Source organism: Pedobacter sp. N36a (assembly GCF_014472395.1).
Taxonomy (GTDB): Bacteria; Bacteroidota; Bacteroidia; order Sphingobacteriales; family Sphingobacteriaceae; genus Pedobacter.
On the sequence record NZ_JACSZW010000001.1, the window covers coordinates 657735 to 676471 of the forward strand.

The following is an 18737-nucleotide window of genomic DNA, read 5'->3' on the forward strand; positions in this document are numbered from 1 at the left end:
GATTTTTGTTTTAAACTAAATGAATATCTCTGTCCAGTCGGTATAAGTCAAAACCAACGTCCCAATAATCCTTAACGACCTCTCTGAGTTCCAGGCCAAATTTCTCATAGAATTTATAAGCCATTTGCGAAGTTCTGACCGAGAGGATTTTTACACTATCGATTTCTTTAATCTTCCGAATTCTAAACTTCGTTAATGCGGTACCCAGTCCTTTTCCCTGGCTGTCTGGATGAAAGATGTCCCAGGAAATTTTACCGGTTTCGCCATCTTCGGATAAATTGAAGCCACCGCAGCCAAGAATCTCGCCATCTATTTCCAATACGTAATAATTATCGGCGAAATGGTTTAAATAATCAATCAAATCAGCTTCCTCTTCTGGCGAGAAATATTCTGGTGTATTTAACCTGAGTAAATTGAGGAGATGTGGTCTATCTTCAGGATGATGTGCTCTAATATTGATATTGTTCATGTTTATAAATTGGTTATTCCGGCTTAGTGATTCGGTAAAAGTAAAAATAAGTTTTTCCAGCTGATTTTCAACATGGCTGAAAAATAACAACATCCTTATACAGGTTAAATAAAGACAAGCTAGAAACTAAAATTGGTTGAAAAATAAAAAGGTAGATGCGGGGTCTAAATCAAGTTTAATTTTTATTGTAATCTTATTCAATACATTTGTTTTAAACACTTTAGCTGAAGCAATAATTTGAAGCGACTAAATGGCGAAATAAAGTAGACCGCTAAATTTTAAGGTGCATAAAAAACGGATTAGAAGCGACAGACCCCGAATCAAAGAACGGGATGAAAATACAACTATTGATTAATGAATAAATAAATTCCCCCTTAACAAAAGAAGATCTAAACCATGAGTAATCCCCACAATACTGCCCCGGCAGCAGAAATCGTATCCCATAATGTTTATTTTGAAGGCAAAGTTCAAAGTCTTGGTCTGGAAACGCCAACAGGTAAGGCCACCGTTGGGGTCATGAAAACAGGAAGTTATACATTTTCAGCATCTTCGCCAGAAACCATGTTAGTCATTTCGGGCCGCATGCAGGTTCGATTTTCTGGTAAGGATGACCAGCAGCAATATGAGGCACAGGAATCGTTTGAAGTTCCTGCGGAAAGTTCTTTCGAGGTACACTGCGAAGCAGATGTAGCTTACATCTGTTACTACGCCTAATAGAAAAGGGGTTACAAAGCACCCTGCCTGTAACCCCTTTTAAGGAAATTAAATATATAATGTGACTAAAAACTGCGCTTATGCAGTTTGAAGTTTAGCTATATTTCTATATGGGAATGAATTGAAGATATGACGACGTGCGAATCTACCTGGAGAATCAGCATTAACCAATTTCACGTAAACAGCTTTAGGAACACCGAAATATTCATAAGCGCTGCCATCCAGGAAATGAACGGTTAAAACCAGACCTGCCCAAGTATAATCAGCAATACCGCAATTTGCAGTAGTTTGCGTATATTCTTCAATAGAAAGCTCTAATGTTTCAGGAGCAATACTTACTAAGAAATGATATGCTTCAATGATTTCCTTACTTTTAGCTTCCGCTTCCACTTTAGCTTCTTCACTATCCTGGAATTTATCCGGGTGCCAGTCTTTCATCAAATTCCTGTAAATGGTCTTCAATTCTTTTAATTCGGCATCCTTTTGTACACCTAATAGCTTTCTGTAGTCAACAATCTTCTTCATAAATATTTTTAATGGCAATTATTGCCTTTGAAAAGCAGCCTGTTTTTTAGGGTAAATCTGCTCCATTCAAACAATATTTTGCAAAGATACGCTTTTTTATATTAAAGAAAGAGTAAGATTGTATTAACAAATCAATTGATAGTCTGTGAGATAGGAAGAATTAATCAGGATGCCTATTTTTAAATTACATTTGTGCCTTCAACAAAAACCATTTTTCAGGTATGTTTAAAATCGGATTAGCAGAAGATGACCTTAAAATAGCCGGATTGATAAAAACCGGATTAGAAGAGCAGGGATACCTGGTTACCATTGAACCTAACGGGGAACAGGCCTTAAAAACATTTAAAGATCAGGAATTTCACCTGGTGATTCTGGACATCATGATGCCTGGATTAAATGGCATTGCAGTTTGTAAATCATTGCGTCTTACCGATAAAAATCTGCCCATCTTAATGCTCACTGCATTGGGCACAATTGACGATAAGGTGACAGGATTAAACTCCGGCGCAGACGATTACCTGGTGAAGCCATTTCATTTCAAGGAGTTACTGGCCAGAATAGAGGCCCTACTGCGCAGGCAGCATGGGGTAAGTGGCAGCAATGTGGAAGATCATATTTTAAGTTTTGACGACATCAGTCTGAATACTTACAGCAAAGAAGTTAAAAGAGGCGGGGTACTTATTGAGCTCACCGCAAAAGAACATACGTTGCTGGAATTGTTCCTGCGCAATCCAAATCGCTTGCTTTCCCGACAATACATTGCGGAAAACGCCTGGGACATTAGTTTTGACACGGGTACCAATGTGATTGATGTTTACATCAATTTTCTACGTAAAAAAATAGAAAAAGGTTTTGCCCGTAAATTGATCCATACCAAAATCGGTATGGGCTATATCCTTAAATAAACATATTTTTCATGAAACTGAAAGACCGCCTTTCTTTATATTTTACCCTCATCAGTACATTAACCCTGCTGGCGGTATTGTGTGCGGTCTATTTCACTTTCATCAAATTTTTAGAAGCTGATTTCTTTGAGCGGCTAACCGACCGGACCATGGTTACGGCCAAACTCTATCTGGAAGCAGATGAGATCTCTGCGGATTCACTGAATACGGTCAGAAATCAATACCTGAAAACCTTAAATGGAGAGGTAATCAGGATTTACAATTCAAAAAACAGGGCTACTTTTATCGGGGACGACCAGCAATATTGGAGTCATGAAACGATCGAGAAAGTTAGAAAAAACAAGAAAATTCAATTTATTGATGGCGACAGGCAGGTGGTCGGCATCTTTTATAAAGACAATCAGGGCGATTTCGTGATCCTCGCCTCTGGTATAGACCAAAGTACACACCTCAGAATAGACAAGCTGCAGAAAATCATGGTGATGATTTTTGTGTTCATATTTATTGGGCTGCTGCTGTCTGGAAGGTGGATTGCCAAGAAAATATTAAAACCGCTGGATCGGTTTATAGATGATGTAAAGCAAATCAAGTCCAGCAACCTCCATTTTAGAGTGCAGGAGGGAAATAATAAGGACGAGATCAGCCTGCTTGCCCAGAATTTCAACAACCTCATGGAGCATTTGGAGCAGGCTTTTGTACTGCAGAAAACTTTTATTGCCAATGCTTCTCATGAGCTGAGAACTCCGATTACCAGAATGATGATTGCTGCAGAAATTACCTTATCACAAGAAAGACAAATTGAGGATTATAAAAAAGCTTTACTTTCTGTGATGGAAGATTCCGAAAAAATGGACAATATCATCACTGGTCTGCTCAACCTTGCACAGGCAGACCTGGAATTTGCTGCGCCGGAATTACAGGAAATCAGAATTGACGAAAGCCTCTGGGCCATATCGGAAGAATGGAACAAAAAAGAAAGGGCTAAGCTGTTGGTAGACATTCAAAACATGCCGGAAGATCCTGCCGAGCTACTAATCAAAGCCAACCCGACCCTGTTGGGCATCGCTTTAAACAATATCATTTCCAATGCTTTTAAATTCTCCGACCATCAGGATGTACATTGTTTACTGGATATACAAGAGCAAGAAACCGTCATCTCCATTAAGGATAAAGGCCCGGGAATTCCTAAAGCTATCCATACAGAAATTTTTAAACCTTTTTACAGTTTTAGTGCAGAAAACAGACATGAAGGCAATGGAATGGGGCTTTATATGGCACATAAAATCATTACTCTATTTAAAGGATCACTGACCGTACAATCAAAAGAAGGCGATGGAGCCCGTTTTATTCTTCGTTTTCCTAAACCTTAATCTGCCTGTCTAACCTAGGGGCTGGTCATGTTTCGGACTTCAAAACCCTACACACTCAATTTTAATCCCCTTTTAATTTCTCTTTAATTAGGGTTTAATTCACTCCAGATAGCTTTGTAGGAGATGAAAAGACAATTAATTCTGAGCAGCTTGCTCATTCTGGGATTTAGTGCGACAGGTATGGCACAAGACAACCTAAGACTTAGTCTCCGGGAAGCCGAGCAATTATTTATCAAGGGAAACTACGAGCTTATTGCTCAAAATTACCAAACAGAAGAAGCGAAAGCTGAAATCATCACAGCCAAACTTTTCGACAATCCGGAGCTAAGCTATGAGAGTCTTTTCTACAACCATGAGACGAAAAAATTCTTTCAAACCTCTATGGCTTATGGGCAATACAACGCACAGATTTCTCAGCTGATTAAACTGGCGGGAAAAAGAAACAAGAACATCCAACTGGCCAATACTGGGGTTAAACTATCTGAATACGCTTATTTCGACCTGATGCGCACTTTGCGCTATAACCTGCGTAGTGATTTTTACAAGGCCTATTATGCGCAGCAGTCTGCCGCCATTTACCAGCAGCAGATCGTTTCGCTGGAACAACTTTTACAGGCCTCAGAACAGCAGCTTAAACTGGGCAATATTGCCCTTAAGGACATCATCAGAATTAAATCTCTGGTCTACAACTTAAAAGCAGAATACATCAGTTTACTCAATGATATTGAGGATATGGAGACCTCTTTAAAGCTGATGACCAATATCAAAGCTGATGTGGTTTTGCAACTGACTGTTCCTGCTGAGGATGAGCAGAACTTTTCATTTGAAAAACAGCCTTATCTACAATTGCTGGAAAGTGCAAAAGCAAACCGTGCAGATTTGCAGCTGGCAAAAACAACAGTCAGCTACGCGGAAAATAACCTGCGTGTCCAAAAAGCCAATGCCATTCCTGACGTAGAACTTTCGCTCAGCTATGATTTGAAAGGTAATTATCCAGAAAAATATACAGGTTTAGGCATTAAAATTCCATTGCCGCTTTTCAATAGGAATCAGGGAGAAATCAAGAAAGCTAAAATTGCGATAGAAGCGGGCAATATTGGCATCCAGCAACAGGAAAACGCCTTGGAAAACGAGGTGTACAACAGCTATAAATCTGCGATAAGAACAGAAGGTTTATACCAAAGTCTGGATCATAATTTCAGTACAGATTTCACAAAACTCATTCATGAAGTGACTAAAAACTACCGTAGCAGAAACATCAGCCTGATTGAGTTTTTGGATTTCTATGATTCCTATAAAGAAAACACCTTACAGCTCAACCGTTTGAAATATGAACGGATGAATGCCAAGGAAGAAATTAATTACGTAACCGGATCTGCCATTTTCAAATAAGCTTTTTCCCGATGAACACCCTTACCGCTATCCTTAAATAAATAAAATCCAGTTCTAAATTAAGCTACACCCATTTTAAATAGTTCCACATGCATATCTTTATAAAAAACATCAGCAAACTCTCTTTCATTGGATTGGTTATCGCCAGTCAGAGTTGTACCAGCTCAAAAGAAGCACCAGTATCAGAGAAATTTGCAGTGACCGATTCTCTCATCAACAAGTTGTTAATTGATACTGTACAAGAAGCAAATAGTAAGACTAATTTGAGTTTTTCTGCAAAAATCACCGCAAATGAAGAGCGTAAAGCCGAGATTTTCCCTATGGTCAGCGGTGTGCTGCGCAGTGTTCCAGTGCGACTGGGCGATAAAGTAAGCGCAGGACAAGTATTGGCCACTATGGGTAGTTCAGAAATGGCTGGATTTGATAAAGAGGTGATCAGTGCTGCTGCAGAATTGAAAAATGCGGAGCGACAAGTGAAACAAGCAGAAGAGCTTTATAAAAGCGGTTTGTCATCAGCCAGAGAATTAGAAGAAGCTAAAAACGATTTTCTGATCAAACAGGCAGAAAATAAACGCGCCAGTGCTACCTTAAAATTAAACGGCGGGAACAGCAGCGGTAATTACACCATTAAATCACCTTTATCTGGATTCATTATAGAGAAAAATGTAAATGCAAATATGCAGCTGCGTCCTGACAACGATAAAAACCTATTTACCGTAGCGGACCTGTCTACAGTATGGGCGATGGTGAATATCTATGAATCCGATATCTCCAGAATCAAAGAAGGGAACTTAGTACACCTATCTATCCTCTCCTATCCAGAAAAAACTTTCACAGGAAAGATCGATAAGATTTACAATATGATCGATAATGAAAGTAAGGTGATGAATGCCAGGGTCAGCATCGCCAATCCTGGTTATTTATTAAAACCCGGGATGATGGCTACCGTAATGATTTCTGCGAATTCAGGATCAGATCTTCCCCTGGTAAATTCCAGAGGCATCATTTTCGACGACAACAAAAACTATGTACTGGTGGTAGATGGCACTAGTAAATTACGCATTCAGGAAATAGAAATTGGCCGTAAGAGCGCCAACAAAGCCTATATCAGTAAAGGACTGAAGGCTGGTGACCGTGTGGTTGCTTCCAAGCAGGTCTTGCTATTCGAGAGCCTAAAAAACTAAACTATTCATCACTAAAAAAACAGCTGTAATGAATAAATTCATTAAGAACATCATCGGCTTTTCGCTAAACAACAAGTATTTTATTTTCTTTGCCACTTTCATTTTGATCCTTGCAGGGTACTTTAGTTTCAAACATACTACGATTGAAGCTTTCCCCGATGTGACCAATACCAATATTACCATCATTACCCAATGGCCCGGACGAAGTGCAGAAGAGGTCGAAAAGTTTGTGAGCAGACCTTTAGAGATCGCCATGAATCCTACAGAGAAAAGGACCAGTATCCGATCCTCCTCTCTCTTTGGTTTATCTATCGTAAAAATCACGTTTGAAGACAATGTAGATTATGCAGAGGCCAGGGTTCAAGTAAACAACCATATTGACGAGGCTGATTTACCGGAGGGGCTGAAGCCTGAGATACAACCCCCTTATGGGCCTACAGGAGAGATCTTCCGTTATACCTTGAGCAGTGATCAGAAATCGGTCAGGGAGTTAAAAACCCTGCAGGACTGGGTGATCCAGCGGGAATTACTTTCCGTTCCAGGCATCGCTGATGTAGTTAGTTTTGGTGGAGAGGTCAAATCTTATCAAATCACTGTAGATCCTCAAAAAGCGCTACAATACGGAGTCAGCGCGACTGAATTATTTGAAGCAGTTTCCAAGAGCAATATCAATGTTGGCGGGGATGTTATTGTTCAGGGCGGACAGGCATATGTAGTTCGTGGAATCGGGATATTGAACAATATTGACGAAATTAAAAATGTAGTGGTTGATAATTTTAACGGAACCCCTGTTTACGTTAAAACAATCGCTGAAGTGGCAGAATCGGCCTTACCGCGGTTAGGACAGGTAGGCCGAGACCTCGATCCCGACGTGGTTGAAGGGATCGTGGTGATGCGCAAAGGAGAAAACCCAAGCGAGGTGATCAGCAAGCTGAAAGAAAAGATTAAAGACATCAATCACAACATACTCCCAGGAGACGTAAAGATCAATCCTTTCTATGACCGGGAAGACCTGGTTAACTATGCTACGCATACGGTCATAGGTAATATGATGGAGGGAATTATTTTTGTGACCCTCATCGTGTTTCTGTTCATGGCAGATTGGCGCACCACCTTAATTGTATCTATTGTTATTCCTTTAGCCTTATTATTTGCCTTCATCTGCCTGAAAGTAAAGGGGATGTCGGCCAACTTACTATCTATGGGGGCAATTGACTTCGGAATCATTATTGATGGTGCGGTAGTCATGGTTGAGGGCATTTTTGTTGCCCTCGACCATAAAGCCAAAAAGATAGGCATGGAGAAATTCAACCGCCTGAGTAAATTGGGATTGATCAAAAAAGCAGCTTTGGAGAATGGAAAAGGGATTTTCTTTGCCAAGCTGATCATCATTACCGGTTTACTGCCAATCTTCACGTTTGAGAAAGTGGAAGGAAAAATGTTTTCCCCATTGGCATGGACGCTAAGTTTTGCTTTACTCGGTGCGCTGCTCCTTACGTTTACCCTGGTACCGGCACTGGCTAGTGTACTTTTAAAGAAAAATGTAAAAGAGAAGCACAACATATTTTTGGAGTTCGTCATTAAATATGTGACTCTGTTTTATGATAGGTGTTTTAAATTCAGAAAACTGGCATTTGTTATTTCTATAGGTCTTCTTGTTCTGGGGCTGTTCAGTGCAAGATTTCTGGGTACAGAATTCTTGCCTACTTTGGATGAAGGCTCTATTTATGTCCGTGCAACGGGTCCGCTCAGCATCTCCCTGGATGAGACAAAAAAGCTATCAAATGACATCAGAAAGATCTTTTTAAGCTTCGAGGAAGTCAAGCAGGTGATGTCGCAGACCGGCAGACCGAATGATGGCACGGATGCGACCGGCTTTTACAATATGGAGTTCCATGTTGATATTTTTCCTAAGAAAGAATGGAAGCGAAAGCAGACGAAAGAACAGCTGATCGAAAGGATGCAGGAGAAGTTGAAGAGTTTTCCGGGTATTAGTTTGAATTTCTCTCAACCGATCTCAGACAACGTTGAAGAAGCTGTTTCCGGCGTAAAGGGCTCTATTGTAGTCAAGATGTTTGGCAATGATTTCGAGTTTATAGAAAAAGAAGAAGAGAAAATTGAGAACATTCTGAAAACTGTAGAAGGGATTGAAGATTTAGGGATTTTGCGAAACCTTGGACAGCCGGAACTGCAGATCAATCTGGATCAAAATAAAATGGCTTTATATGGGGTGAGCACTGCGGACGCCAATGCGGTGATTGAGATGGCAATTGGTGGAAAGGCGGCTACACAGATTTATGAAGGAGAACGGAAGTTTGACCTGATTATCCGCTATCCGGAAGATTTCAGAAAAGACGAAAGCGACATTGCCAAACTGCGCATTCCTACCATTTCCGGAGCAAAAGTACCTTTAGGAGAAATTGCCAGCATCAAAAAAATAACGGGTCCAAGTATGATTTACCGCGACAAGCACCAGCGCTATGGGGCCATTAAATTCTCTATCCGAGGCAGGGATATGGGAAGTGTCATTGCGGAGGCTCAGGCCAAGGTAAATGAGAAGATTAAGCTCCCTAAGGAGTATAAACTGGAATGGGCGGGTGATTTTGAGAATCAGCAAAGGGCAACCAGCAGGTTATCTCAGGCCGTTCCAATTAGTCTATTACTGATCTTTTTAATTCTATTTGTCTTGCTTGGTAATTTCAAAGACTCCCTGTTGGTTTTGAATAATGTGCCTTTTGCAATGGTTGGGGGGATATTGGCCATCCTGGCTACAGGCATTAACTTTAATATTTCGGCGGGAATCGGTTTTATCGCCTTGTTTGGGATCTGCGTGCAGAACGGGGTAATCCTGATTACTAAATTCAAGCACAATATTATAGAGCTGAGGCATCGTCCGGACTGGACTTTTGCGGATGCGATAAAAGACGGGGTATCGAGCAGAATACGTCCGGTACTGATGACGGCAATGATGGCAGCTATCGGCCTGATGCCCGCAGCAATGTCTACGGGAATTGGTGCTGAAGCTTCAAAACCACTGGCCATCGTAGTGATTGGAGGTTTAATTACCGATACCCTGTTTAACCTTTTTGTATATCCAATAGTATTCTATTGGGCATACCAGAAAAAGGTAAATCAAATACATTAATGCCTATAAGTCCGGTGCGTTGTATACTGCTATCTCTGATAGCACCGGACAGGCATTTGCTTCCAGAATATTGACACGAATTTTAGTGGTTTTTATCTTTGGAAAAGAAAGGATTCGCTTATGGCCAATCGTGGTTTGCTGGTCTAAAGTTTTATAAGTATTGTCAGCTAAATACTCGACAGAAAACGATTTGACACGTTGTCCGAGGGCGATATATTCCTGTAAAACCAGGCGGTTGAGTTCCGTTGCTTTTCCAAAATCTATGGTGATAGCAGCGGTCTTCAACTGATCATCTGTAGCCCAATAAGTAGCTGGGTGACCATCCGTCAGATTTGCGGCAGTAAATTGCGCGCCTTTTCTGGTATTGCTCACGGTAACTTTTTTTCCTTTCGCCAGGTTTGTTTTATAGCTGGCATCAATGGTTTTTCTAAATTCCATCAATCTGGTGGAGTCATTGGGATGGATCAGTCCTTCACGGTTTACAGGAACGTTCAATAACAGGTTTCCATTACGTCCGATAGAGGTTTCATAAATGGACACCAGTTCTTTTAAAGTTTTCACTTTATCATCTGTGTTGGCACTGTAGAACCATCCTGGTCTGATAGAAACATCGACCTCCGCAGGAATCCAGTATTTGCCATCTTCATTTCCGGTGTTTAATACGGTTGCTGCAGGTGCCGCTGCCCCTACCCCAAAACCATCGGTATTTAAAGTAGACCAGTTGGTCGTTCCGGCAACACCACTTTCATTTCCCATCCAGCGTGCATCAGGACCAATATCACTAAAGATCACTGCTTGCGGATTATTTGCCCTGACGATGCTATTGAACAGCTTAAAATCATAGTCCTGGTTTTTCTCTTTTTCTCCTTTTGCACCGTCAAACCACTGTTCAAATACAGGACCGTACTGGGTATGTACTTCTTTCAATGTATTGGCAAATACTTGATTGTATTCTGGTGTGCCATATTTAGGGTGGTTACGGTCCCATGGAGATAGGTATACACCGAATTTCAAGCCATATTCTTTACAGGCCGCAGAAAGTTCTTTCAGCACATCGCCTTTGCCATTTTTCCAGGCACTTTCTTTTACGGTATGGGTACTGTATTTACTTGGAAACAGGCAAAAACCATCGTGGTGTTTTGCAGTGATAATGATGGCTTTCATCCCTGCTGCTTTCGCAGTACGTGCCCATTGACGGGCATCCAGTTTAGTTGGATTGAAGACTTTAGGATCTTCATCACCATGCCCCCATTCCTTATCAGTGAAGGTATTTGGCCCAAAATGGATAAACATATAGTACTCCATATCCTGCCACGCCAGCTGGTTTTTATTTGGAACTGCTCCATAAGGAGCAGGTGCCTTTTGTGCAAAAGTACTGCCGGTACTCAGCAAAAAAGAGCATAAGAAAAAAAATGAGGACTTCTTCATACGTTTAAAATTCATTTATGGTTAGATATAGTCTCCTAAATTGCAACATATAAGCGGCTGTAAGTTCTTTTTTTTTGCCATTAAATTAAATGATTTTGGCTTGATTCACAGCATCCTGTAAAACACTAAGCCCATTTAGGTGTTATATAAGCTGAAATTAAACCCAGCAAACATGAAAGACAATAAATCAGGTCCGGATGAGTTTGACATTCATCTGGATATAGATGGCGCAGACGCTATAATAACCGTAAAACCAGATGAAACCAGTGATGGTGCCCGTTATTTCATCTGTTATATTGATAACGATAGAATCACTCAATTAAGGGAAGAAATAGATGGCAAATGGGAACAGATATGGGGAATATTAGACCATGATATGGTAGATGCCATTGGAAAAGAAATTAATCAGCGTCATAAATCATGAGTACTCCATTAAAATTAAGATCCGGCAGGTTTTCTATTGAAAAGCATCAGTATGAGAATATAGGATGGTCGGAACGTATGGTATCGATGTTCCTAAGTGGAGCATTGATCAGCTGGGGCCTCAGAAGGCCATCGAAAACGAAGTTTCTTTATGGCGCATATATGGCCTATCGCGCTGCAACAGGACGTTGTCTGTTTTATGAGCAATTGGGAATTGACGCAAGAAAGCCTCGTGCAGTTAATATTCGGGGGGAATTTGTGATTGAGAAGCCAGTAGCAGAAGTATTCAGCTATTGGCGGAATCTGAATAATCTTCCGGGAAGTATACAGCACCTGCTGGATGTGAAAGTAATTGATGAGCATTTGTCGACCTGGAAATCCAAAGTGATTGGCAATCTATTTTCGGTAAACTGGGAGGCCGAAATTGTAAAGGAAGAACCGGGGCACTTGATTGGCTGGCAGTCTGCTTCAGGATCCCTGCTTAGCCATGTAGGAAGGGTAGAATTTACCCCTTCTGAAGATGGAAAAGATACTTTTTTGAAAGTAGTGCTGTCTTATCGTCCGGTTGGCGGCGGTGTAGGAATCGGCATCTCGAAAATGATCAACCCTTATCTGGAAGGTTTACTGAAAAAGGAAATGAAAAATTTCAAGCATACAATTGAGCATAGAACACCAGTATATATTTGATTTTAAAGGGTAAACTGGGTTAAATAAAAAGTGCTGGATCATCAATAAATGATCCAGCACTTTTTATTTAATTTTTCGACGCTTTTCTTTTATTCTTTTAGGATGATGCTGCGCAGCGTATTTGCAGGTTTTAGCTGGCTGCACCAATAGCAGTGACCACGCTCAATAATAAGATGACCGAGTATAGTCCCAACATCACAATAGTTAAAATCCCCCAGAATTTGAAAAATGATTTCATCTTGCTCATGGCTTCAGCTAAACTTTCCTGATCTAGAAATAACACTGCTTTTTTCGCTGAGTTAGCATATTTAAACAACATTAAGCTTGGATAAAAATACAGCAGTGCAAAAAGAATATAAACTACAGATAGTGCACCAGTAGCTACGCCCATCATCGGATTTTTACCCATTGCAGTCATCGCTGCAAGGATTGCAGGTAAGCTTAAAGCCAATAAAATGATTAAAACACAAAATATGAAGCCCATAACAGATAGAAATTTCGCCCATTTAGCCGTTTCATAGATGTAGCTGCGGATATCTTCCGTGACAATAAGTGTTTCTACCTCTGTGTGATCTGGTTTAGTTTCTTCGAATTCTTCCATATAGCTGTGATTTAAACGTTAATTAGTTTTTAGATACCCTAAACATAAAGAATATTTTTAAAAAATTGGTAGCTTTGCGCCAAAACTAGAAAAAATCATTCATGGCATTACAATGTGGTATAGTTGGTTTACCAAATGTTGGAAAATCTACCTTATTTAACTGTTTATCTAACGCAAAAGCTCAAGCGGCTAACTTCCCTTTCTGTACAATTGAACCTAATATCGGTGTGATCACCGTTCCAGATGAAAGGTTAACTAAATTAGCAGAATTGGTACAGCCAAACCGTATTGTACCCAATACAATTGAGATTGTTGATATTGCAGGTTTAGTGAAAGGTGCTTCCAAAGGCGAAGGACTAGGCAATCAATTTTTGGGTAACATCAGGGCTACAAGCGCAATTATCCATGTTTTGCGTTGTTTTGACGACGGAAACGTGATTCACGTTGACGGCTCAGTTGATCCGATTCGCGATAAAGAAATTATAGATACTGAGTTACAGCTGAAAGACCTTGACACCATTACGAAACGCATTCAGAAAGTAGAGAAAATGGCTAAAACCGATAAGGATGCCAAAAGAACTTTCGATATTTTAAGCGTGATCAAAACACATGTTGAATCTGGCCAGTCGGTACGTTCGGCAGCAGTAGCAGCAGAAGATTTTGAGTTTATTGCCGATATGGGTTTGTTAACTCAGAAACCAGTGATGTACGTTTGTAATGTTGATGAGAACTCTGTAATCAATGGCAATGCGTATGTAGATCGCGTGAAAGAAGCAGTAAAAGATGAGAAAGCTGAAGTATTGGTGATCTCAGCGAAGATAGAATCGGAAATTGCAGAACTAGAGAGTTATGAAGAGCGTCAGGAATTTTTAGCTGACCTGGGCTTAACGGAATCTGGTGTAAACAAACTGATCGTTGCAGCTTACCGTTTATTAGATCTTTATACTTACTTCACTGCGGGTGTTCAAGAAGTACGTGCATGGACGATAACTAAAGGATTTACCGCACCTCAGGCTGCTGGTGTGATCCATACAGACTTTGAAAAAGGTTTCATCCGTGCAGAGGTGATCAAATATAATGACTTCGTTACTTTAGGGTCTGAAGCAGCTTGTAAAGAAGCTGGTAAATTAGCAGTAGAGGGAAAAACTTATGTTGTAGAAGATGGAGACATCATGCACTTCCGTTTTAACGTATAATTTGTCGGTTTAACTGACCTCATTATTCATATAAAAAAAACCGGATGATTATTGATCATCCGGTTTTTTTTATATGAATAATTCCCTGGATAGTTTTACGAGGATTTATTTTTAGCGGCTTTTTCCTGCTTTAGAGGAGTACTCCGGTCAGGAACATCACTGCTACTGAGAAGTAAATGATTAATCCGGTGACATCCACCAGCGTCGCTACAAATGGCGCGGAAGAGGTTGCAGGGTCTGCTCCAAGCTTTTTCAGAATTAAAGGCAGCATAGAGCCTGCCAATGATCCCCATAAAACGACTCCTACTAAGGAAACGCCGACAGTAACACCTATTAACATCCAATGCGGGCCATACATATCGGTAAAGAACGTCCATGCAAAAATCCTTAGGAAACCGATACAGCCCAATACCACGCCCAGCATCAGGCCTGAAATGATTTCCCTCCGCATCACTCTCCACCAATCTGAAACAGTAATTTCGCCAAGTGCCATTGCCTGAATGATCAGTGTAGAGGCTTGAGAGCCACTATTACCACCACTGGAAATGATCAAAGGGACAAACATGGCCAGGATTACCGCTTTTGCGATGTCTGCTTCAAAATGACCCATTGCACTTGCAGTTAGCATTTCTCCAAGGAAAAGCACCACCAGCCAACCTATTCTTCGTTTAAATAAACCCAGAATAGGCATATCTAAATAGGGTTCATCGAGTGCCTGTGTACCCCCTATTTTATGCATATCTTCTGTATATTCTTCATTTGCAATCCAAAGAATATCATCTACAGTTACAATTCCTAACAACACATTATGGTCGTCTACAACAGGTAAAGCGACGCGGTTATTCATCCTAAAGATGTTAATGGCTTCTTCCTGATGGTCATTTGCTTTTAAGGCGATCAGGCGACGATCGGTGAGATCTCCAATTTTTGCCTCTGGATCTGCCAGGAGAATCTCCCTGATCCTGATGTCGTCCAATAAGGTTCCATCTTTATCGATGACATAAATCACATCAATGGTTTCGGAGTTTTTTCCGTAGCGTCGGATGTGTTCCAATACTCTGGTTACTGTCCAGTCTTTCTTTACCGCCACATAATCTGGCGTCATCAGCCTGCCTACACTGTCTTCTTCATAGCCTAAAAGCGAAAGCGCTTCTACTCTATCTTTCGCTGGCAGCAGAATGATCAGCTTTTTTACAGCCTCACCACTGAGCTCGGAAAATAAGGAAGTACGGTCGTCTGGAGGCAACAGGTTGATTAACTCAGCGAGTTTATTACCGGGAAGTTTCTTAATGATCCTTTCCTGAGTTGGAAAGTCGAGGATTCTGAAAACGTTAACTGCCCTTTTGATGGACAACGTATCTATAAATGTAACTGCGTGCTGTGGAAGTTCGTCTATTAGATGTTCCACATCCGAAATATTCAGATTGTCTAAATATTCCTTTAATTGTGTATTATCTTCCTGCTCTAAGAGCTTTTCGACCTCTTCAACAATCATTTCTTCCATACGCCCCTTCTTTACATGATTTTCATTAATGTATTCTTTTAATGCCTAAGTCCTTAGGATGGGATTTATTGATCCGCATTCCAGTAAGACGGCATTTATCATTTTTGCAAAAGTGCCTTTTTATTTTCGAAAAATGGCCTTTATGTCTGATTATTATTGTCTTTTAGAGGAAGGCCTAACTTTTAAAAGCCCAGACCTATCTATCCGTTTCATTACCAGATTTTAAGAGAACAGATTTGAGCGTGAATTTGATTTACTTATTTGCAGGTAAACAGTAGTTTTTATAGTAGAAGCTTGTTTTTTAAAGTACTAAAGGTGTTTATTAGCTTAAGAAATCATGAAAAGATGGAAATTTAAAGAGTATAAAGGAATAACCAATCAAATTGATATATTTGCCAAAATGTTTCCGTAGTTCAATGGATAGAATTGTTGATTCCGGTTCAACAGATATGGGTTCGAATCCCTTCGGGAACACAAGTAAAATTCAAAAACCCCTCTAAATATGCTTTAGTGGGGTTTTTTTACGAATTTTAAAAACATGGTGCAAATTTAGGTGCATCTTCTTGATTTTTGAACTAAAAAATAACTACGCAGTTTTTTCTATATTCCGATATCCTTAGAGGCTATATTTATGCTGCTGTTGCTTAAAAGCAAGGTGTGTAAACCATATGGTTTACTTAGATACCTAAGTGCATCAACTCAGTTCCTTCATTATTTTAACACCCTGAATGAAGACGAAAAGCTGCTGTATAAATTACATACAGCAGGTCAAATAGTGATCTGACGTCAGAAACACTTTGGGCAGATCATAAATCCTTTAAGAAATAATTTATTTGTGGATATGAATATCTTTTCTCATCATTGCAGTGCAGAATAACATATTAACAGATTTACGAACTTTAACAGAGATACCACATAAGCAAAATTATTTTTTAACAATATTCCTGGGTGAGCGGTTTGGAACCGTATCTATTTTTTTCTCTGTAAAGAGTTAAATGTTGTTCTGCAGCACCCGGGATACTTTTATTAAATGTTATGCAGAACAACATTCGTAAAATTCAAAACAAAGCCACCAATGCTTTAATCCAGCAATTATCGGGCTCAAACAAAAATGTTTTAAACCAAACTCTTTCCGGTTTTGTTGATTCAAAAACCCTTGACGGGTATGAAGAAACAATTCACTACTTATTGAACGTGTATCTTGTTTCAGATGAAGAATCATCATTCCACGTAGCAAATACAGTTCACGATGTAAGGATGATCGTCAACCTTCTTAGGAGGTTTTCTGACTTCAATGCAGTTAATAAAATTAGAACGGAGGTAAACTCATGCGTTTAACCAATTCACTTCAGAAAGCACCAGTAGCCGTATTAGTGCAATCACCGGTGTGTCTGATTCAAGATAATAAAGGACCATGTTTCCACAATCACTGTTTACTCGCTCTCAAGAAACCACAGTGGTGGGGAATTAGTGTAAGCGAGTTTTACAGCCAACACCAGTTTTCAGAGTTTGATGTGACCTACTGTGATCGCTCTTACATTATCCCTCATAACCCAAATACTTGTACCGGCGATGGTTTTGAAGGATTTAGACAGTCGATGAACGCCATTACACATTTATGGGGAGAGTGGCCGAAAGAACTCAAAACAGTGCCTCGTGGAAATGTAGAGTTAAGGTGGACCGAGTTTGATGATGAATGCCCCTTTACTGATCCTACCACAATGAAAACTACTTGGCTAGTTAGAAAAGATGTACAGGAGTACGCTTATTATGTTGGTCCAGCTAAAGAGAAAGGAGTAGATAATGAATAGAAGAACCAAGCAGAATACCAGAAATAATTCCGTTGTAATAATGCTAAATAAGGGTGGAAGCAAAGTTAAGCCAAGTAAATTCACCACTGATTTAAATTTCATTACCCCCAGTCAGGCCAGTCGAATTCTCAAAATGTTTGACAGTCCGGAAGCGTATGCTGAAAACTTTGCAGCGCTAAAAGCGATTACAAGAGGTCTTTATAAATTAATAGATGACAATGGCTATGATAACAATGACCAGGTTGCAAGGATGTTTCAGACTGTTAATAGACTTCAGGGAATTTTATTACTTGACGATATACAGGAGGTGGACCGTATACTAAGAGAAAGTAGCTTAATGCCTGATCCATGGTTTGGATTTCGTGGAAACGGAGAGGAGGGGTGCAATGTTAAATAATAATAGATCTGATAAAGAAAAAATCAAGGACCTCAAGCGGCATATACACCTCCTAGAAAAGATGCTTTTGCAGGAGGTTTTAAAGAATGATCTCCTGGAAGAGAACTTTAGGTCAATAAATATCAGGCCTTTACTTAAAAGTAGTTGTAACGAATGGCCCCTGGAGGCAAATCGATTAGAGGATCATTAAATATAAATTAATCATGAAAATAGTTAAAGAACTTACTGAAGTTGATTTGCCTAAGAAAGGTAAATTAATAATCTTGACGGAAGAATACCGTAGGAATTTAGGGTTGCAGTTCATCGCAGCGCATAATAAGAAGATCAGAAACAAAAAAACACACAAATAATGAAAATCGCATATCTAAATAAAGGAAGGATTAAGGCAAAATCTAGTACAGACGAACTGCTTGAACTGGCTTATTTAAAGGATATGAGGCGCTGCTGGAATCGTAAAAAGGAGAAGTTTATCTCATTAGGAATTACAGAAAAGCAATATTTTACTTTGATAAAGGAAAAGTTAAGAGAAAAGTACGGACTGTTTATCGTGTAGGTAATAATATGCCTAGGTAAAACCTACCTAGGCATATTTATAAATGTTAAAAATGAAAATATTAAAATCATCTTCAATCAAGATTCCCAATTCTGGGAAATTCGGATCACTGGTGTTAACTGAAGAATTCTGGCGCAACTGGAGATTGGAGTTCATCGCAGCTCATAATGAGAAGATTCGTAAGAAGAGGCAAGGAAGCTTACGGTAAACAGCTGGGGAAAATAGCTTCCAAGTGATTTAATGGTTTTGTCCTATTTGCATACGAAACATAGGTCGACTTTAATGATTCAAATATTTTTTCAAATATTTTTTAAAATATTTAAACGTTTTTAAGGCATTTTAAGCGTTTTTGCTTTTTGGCTTGCACCTGTATACAATATGTATACAAAATGAATGTAGATCATGTTGATGGTCTTAATTTAAATCTGTGCTA

At 39.7% G+C, this 18737-nt stretch carries 18 protein-coding genes and 1 tRNA gene; 14 read left to right on the forward strand and 5 right to left on the reverse strand.

Features of this window, described 5'->3' with window-relative positions; translation table 11 throughout:
• Positions 1-10: 10 nt before the first annotated feature.
• A complete protein-coding gene (locus tag H9X96_RS03060) occupies positions 11-469 on the reverse strand; it encodes a GNAT family N-acetyltransferase (protein WP_187664847.1) in 459 nt (152 codons plus the stop codon).
• A 396-nt stretch (positions 470-865) separates the two neighbouring features.
• On the opposite strand from H9X96_RS03060, the gene H9X96_RS03065 reads away from it, so the two are divergent.
• Entirely contained in the window at positions 866-1183 is a 318-nt protein-coding gene (locus H9X96_RS03065) for a pyrimidine/purine nucleoside phosphorylase (protein WP_187664848.1), read from the forward strand.
• A 78-nt stretch (positions 1184-1261) separates the two neighbouring features.
• On the opposite strand, the gene H9X96_RS03070 is transcribed toward H9X96_RS03065, so the two are convergent.
• Positions 1262-1708 carry a KTSC domain-containing protein gene (locus H9X96_RS03070; RefSeq protein ID WP_187664849.1) on the reverse strand — a complete coding sequence of 149 codons (447 nt, stop codon included), beginning with the start codon at positions 1706-1708 and terminating at the stop codon, positions 1262-1264.
• A gap of 221 nt (positions 1709-1929) precedes the next feature.
• Here H9X96_RS03070 and H9X96_RS03075 point away from each other — a divergent pair, with 221 nt between their 5' ends.
• From H9X96_RS03075 to H9X96_RS03095, 5 genes are all read left to right on the forward strand, one after another.
• Positions 1930-2613: a response regulator transcription factor gene (locus H9X96_RS03075; protein WP_187664850.1), complete on the forward strand. Its 684-nt coding sequence runs from the start codon at positions 1930-1932 to the stop codon at positions 2611-2613.
• Positions 2614-2624: 11 nt separating this feature from the next.
• Positions 2625-3983 carry a HAMP domain-containing sensor histidine kinase gene (locus H9X96_RS03080; protein WP_187664851.1) on the forward strand — a complete coding sequence of 453 codons (1359 nt, stop codon included), beginning with the start codon at positions 2625-2627 and terminating at the stop codon, positions 3981-3983.
• A 123-nt stretch (positions 3984-4106) separates the two neighbouring features.
• Positions 4107-5375 (forward strand): TolC family protein, encoded by a 1269-nt coding sequence (locus tag H9X96_RS03085; RefSeq protein ID WP_187664852.1) that lies wholly within the window; start codon positions 4107-4109, stop codon positions 5373-5375.
• 89 nt (positions 5376-5464) lie between these two features.
• Complete coding sequence (locus H9X96_RS03090) at positions 5465-6559, forward strand: efflux RND transporter periplasmic adaptor subunit (protein WP_187664853.1); 1095 nt, start codon at positions 5465-5467, stop codon at positions 6557-6559.
• A 28-nt stretch (positions 6560-6587) separates the two neighbouring features.
• Positions 6588-9704 carry an efflux RND transporter permease subunit gene (locus tag H9X96_RS03095; RefSeq protein ID WP_187664854.1) on the forward strand — a complete coding sequence of 1039 codons (3117 nt, stop codon included), beginning with the start codon at positions 6588-6590 and terminating at the stop codon, positions 9702-9704.
• A 3-nt stretch (positions 9705-9707) separates the two neighbouring features.
• Here H9X96_RS03095 and H9X96_RS03100 read toward each other — a convergent pair whose 3' ends face one another.
• Positions 9708-11132: an alpha-L-fucosidase gene (locus H9X96_RS03100; protein ID WP_187664855.1), complete on the reverse strand. Its 1425-nt coding sequence runs from the start codon at positions 11130-11132 to the stop codon at positions 9708-9710.
• A gap of 172 nt (positions 11133-11304) precedes the next feature.
• Between H9X96_RS03100 and H9X96_RS03105 the strand changes: the two genes are divergently transcribed.
• Positions 11305-11556, forward strand: coding sequence for a hypothetical protein (locus H9X96_RS03105; protein WP_187664856.1), 252 nt, complete (start codon positions 11305-11307; stop codon positions 11554-11556).
• Entirely contained in the window at positions 11553-12242 is a 690-nt protein-coding gene (locus H9X96_RS03110; protein WP_187664857.1) for an SRPBCC family protein, read from the forward strand. Before H9X96_RS03105 ends, H9X96_RS03110 begins: the two co-directional genes overlap by 4 nt.
• A 130-nt stretch (positions 12243-12372) precedes the next feature.
• Here H9X96_RS03110 and H9X96_RS03115 read toward each other — a convergent pair whose 3' ends face one another.
• Positions 12373-12843: a DUF5362 family protein gene (locus H9X96_RS03115; protein ID WP_187664858.1), complete on the reverse strand. Its 471-nt coding sequence runs from the start codon at positions 12841-12843 to the stop codon at positions 12373-12375.
• 101 nt (positions 12844-12944) lie between these two features.
• Here H9X96_RS03115 and ychF point away from each other — a divergent pair, with 101 nt between their 5' ends.
• The gene (gene ychF / locus H9X96_RS03120) at positions 12945-14039 is read left to right on the forward strand and encodes a redox-regulated ATPase YchF (protein ID WP_062550043.1); all 1095 of its coding nucleotides are present in this window, start codon (positions 12945-12947) and stop codon (positions 14037-14039) included.
• Between the two features lie 130 nt (positions 14040-14169).
• Here ychF and mgtE read toward each other — a convergent pair whose 3' ends face one another.
• Positions 14170-15543, reverse strand: a complete 1374-nt coding sequence (gene mgtE, locus H9X96_RS03125) for a magnesium transporter (protein WP_187664859.1) — start codon at positions 15541-15543, stop codon at positions 14170-14172.
• Between the two features lie 402 nt (positions 15544-15945).
• On the opposite strand from mgtE, the gene H9X96_RS03130 reads away from it, so the two are divergent.
• The 5 genes from H9X96_RS03130 (at position 15946) to H9X96_RS03150 (ending at position 18304) form a co-directional block, all read left to right on the forward strand.
• Positions 15946-16017: transfer RNA gene (locus H9X96_RS03130), tRNA-Arg, on the forward strand.
• Between the two features lie 561 nt (positions 16018-16578).
• Positions 16579-16881 carry a hypothetical protein gene (locus H9X96_RS03135; protein WP_187664860.1) on the forward strand — a complete coding sequence of 101 codons (303 nt, stop codon included), beginning with the start codon at positions 16579-16581 and terminating at the stop codon, positions 16879-16881.
• A 176-nt stretch (positions 16882-17057) separates the two neighbouring features.
• Positions 17058-17354, forward strand: a complete 297-nt coding sequence (locus H9X96_RS03140; protein ID WP_187664861.1) for a hypothetical protein — start codon at positions 17058-17060, stop codon at positions 17352-17354.
• Entirely contained in the window at positions 17347-17751 is a 405-nt protein-coding gene (locus H9X96_RS03145) for a hypothetical protein (protein ID WP_187664862.1), read from the forward strand. Before H9X96_RS03140 ends, H9X96_RS03145 begins: the two co-directional genes overlap by 8 nt.
• A 349-nt stretch (positions 17752-18100) precedes the next feature.
• Entirely contained in the window at positions 18101-18304 is a 204-nt protein-coding gene (locus H9X96_RS03150; RefSeq protein WP_187664863.1) for a hypothetical protein, read from the forward strand.
• Positions 18305-18737 lie beyond the last annotated feature (433 nt).

Excerpts from the sequence above, each read along its gene's own strand:
- H9X96_RS03060 (WP_187664847.1), bottom strand. The coding sequence starts at position 469 with ATGAACAATATCAATATTAGAGCACATCATCCTGAAGATAGACCACAT.
- H9X96_RS03065 (WP_187664848.1), top strand. The coding sequence starts at position 866 with ATGAGTAATCCCCACAATACTGCCCCGGCAGCAGAAATCGTATCCCAT.
- H9X96_RS03070 (WP_187664849.1), bottom strand. The coding sequence starts at position 1,708 with ATGAAGAAGATTGTTGACTACAGAAAGCTATTAGGTGTACAAAAGGAT.
- H9X96_RS03075 (WP_187664850.1), top strand. The coding sequence starts at position 1,930 with ATGTTTAAAATCGGATTAGCAGAAGATGACCTTAAAATAGCCGGATTG.
- H9X96_RS03080 (WP_187664851.1), top strand. The coding sequence starts at position 2,625 with ATGAAACTGAAAGACCGCCTTTCTTTATATTTTACCCTCATCAGTACA.
- H9X96_RS03085 (WP_187664852.1), top strand. The coding sequence starts at position 4,107 with ATGAAAAGACAATTAATTCTGAGCAGCTTGCTCATTCTGGGATTTAGT.
- H9X96_RS03090 (WP_187664853.1), top strand. The coding sequence starts at position 5,465 with ATGCATATCTTTATAAAAAACATCAGCAAACTCTCTTTCATTGGATTG.
- H9X96_RS03095 (WP_187664854.1), top strand. The coding sequence starts at position 6,588 with ATGAATAAATTCATTAAGAACATCATCGGCTTTTCGCTAAACAACAAG.
- H9X96_RS03100 (WP_187664855.1), bottom strand. The coding sequence starts at position 11,132 with ATGAAGAAGTCCTCATTTTTTTTCTTATGCTCTTTTTTGCTGAGTACC.
- H9X96_RS03105 (WP_187664856.1), top strand. The coding sequence starts at position 11,305 with ATGAAAGACAATAAATCAGGTCCGGATGAGTTTGACATTCATCTGGAT.
- H9X96_RS03110 (WP_187664857.1), top strand. The coding sequence starts at position 11,553 with ATGAGTACTCCATTAAAATTAAGATCCGGCAGGTTTTCTATTGAAAAG.
- H9X96_RS03115 (WP_187664858.1), bottom strand. The coding sequence starts at position 12,843 with ATGGAAGAATTCGAAGAAACTAAACCAGATCACACAGAGGTAGAAACA.
- ychF (WP_062550043.1), top strand. The coding sequence starts at position 12,945 with ATGGCATTACAATGTGGTATAGTTGGTTTACCAAATGTTGGAAAATCT.
- mgtE (WP_187664859.1), bottom strand. The coding sequence starts at position 15,543 with ATGGAAGAAATGATTGTTGAAGAGGTCGAAAAGCTCTTAGAGCAGGAA.
- H9X96_RS03135 (WP_187664860.1), top strand. The coding sequence starts at position 16,579 with ATGCAGAACAACATTCGTAAAATTCAAAACAAAGCCACCAATGCTTTA.
- H9X96_RS03145 (WP_187664862.1), top strand. The coding sequence starts at position 17,347 with ATGAATAGAAGAACCAAGCAGAATACCAGAAATAATTCCGTTGTAATA.
- H9X96_RS03150 (WP_187664863.1), top strand. The coding sequence starts at position 18,101 with ATGAAAATCGCATATCTAAATAAAGGAAGGATTAAGGCAAAATCTAGT.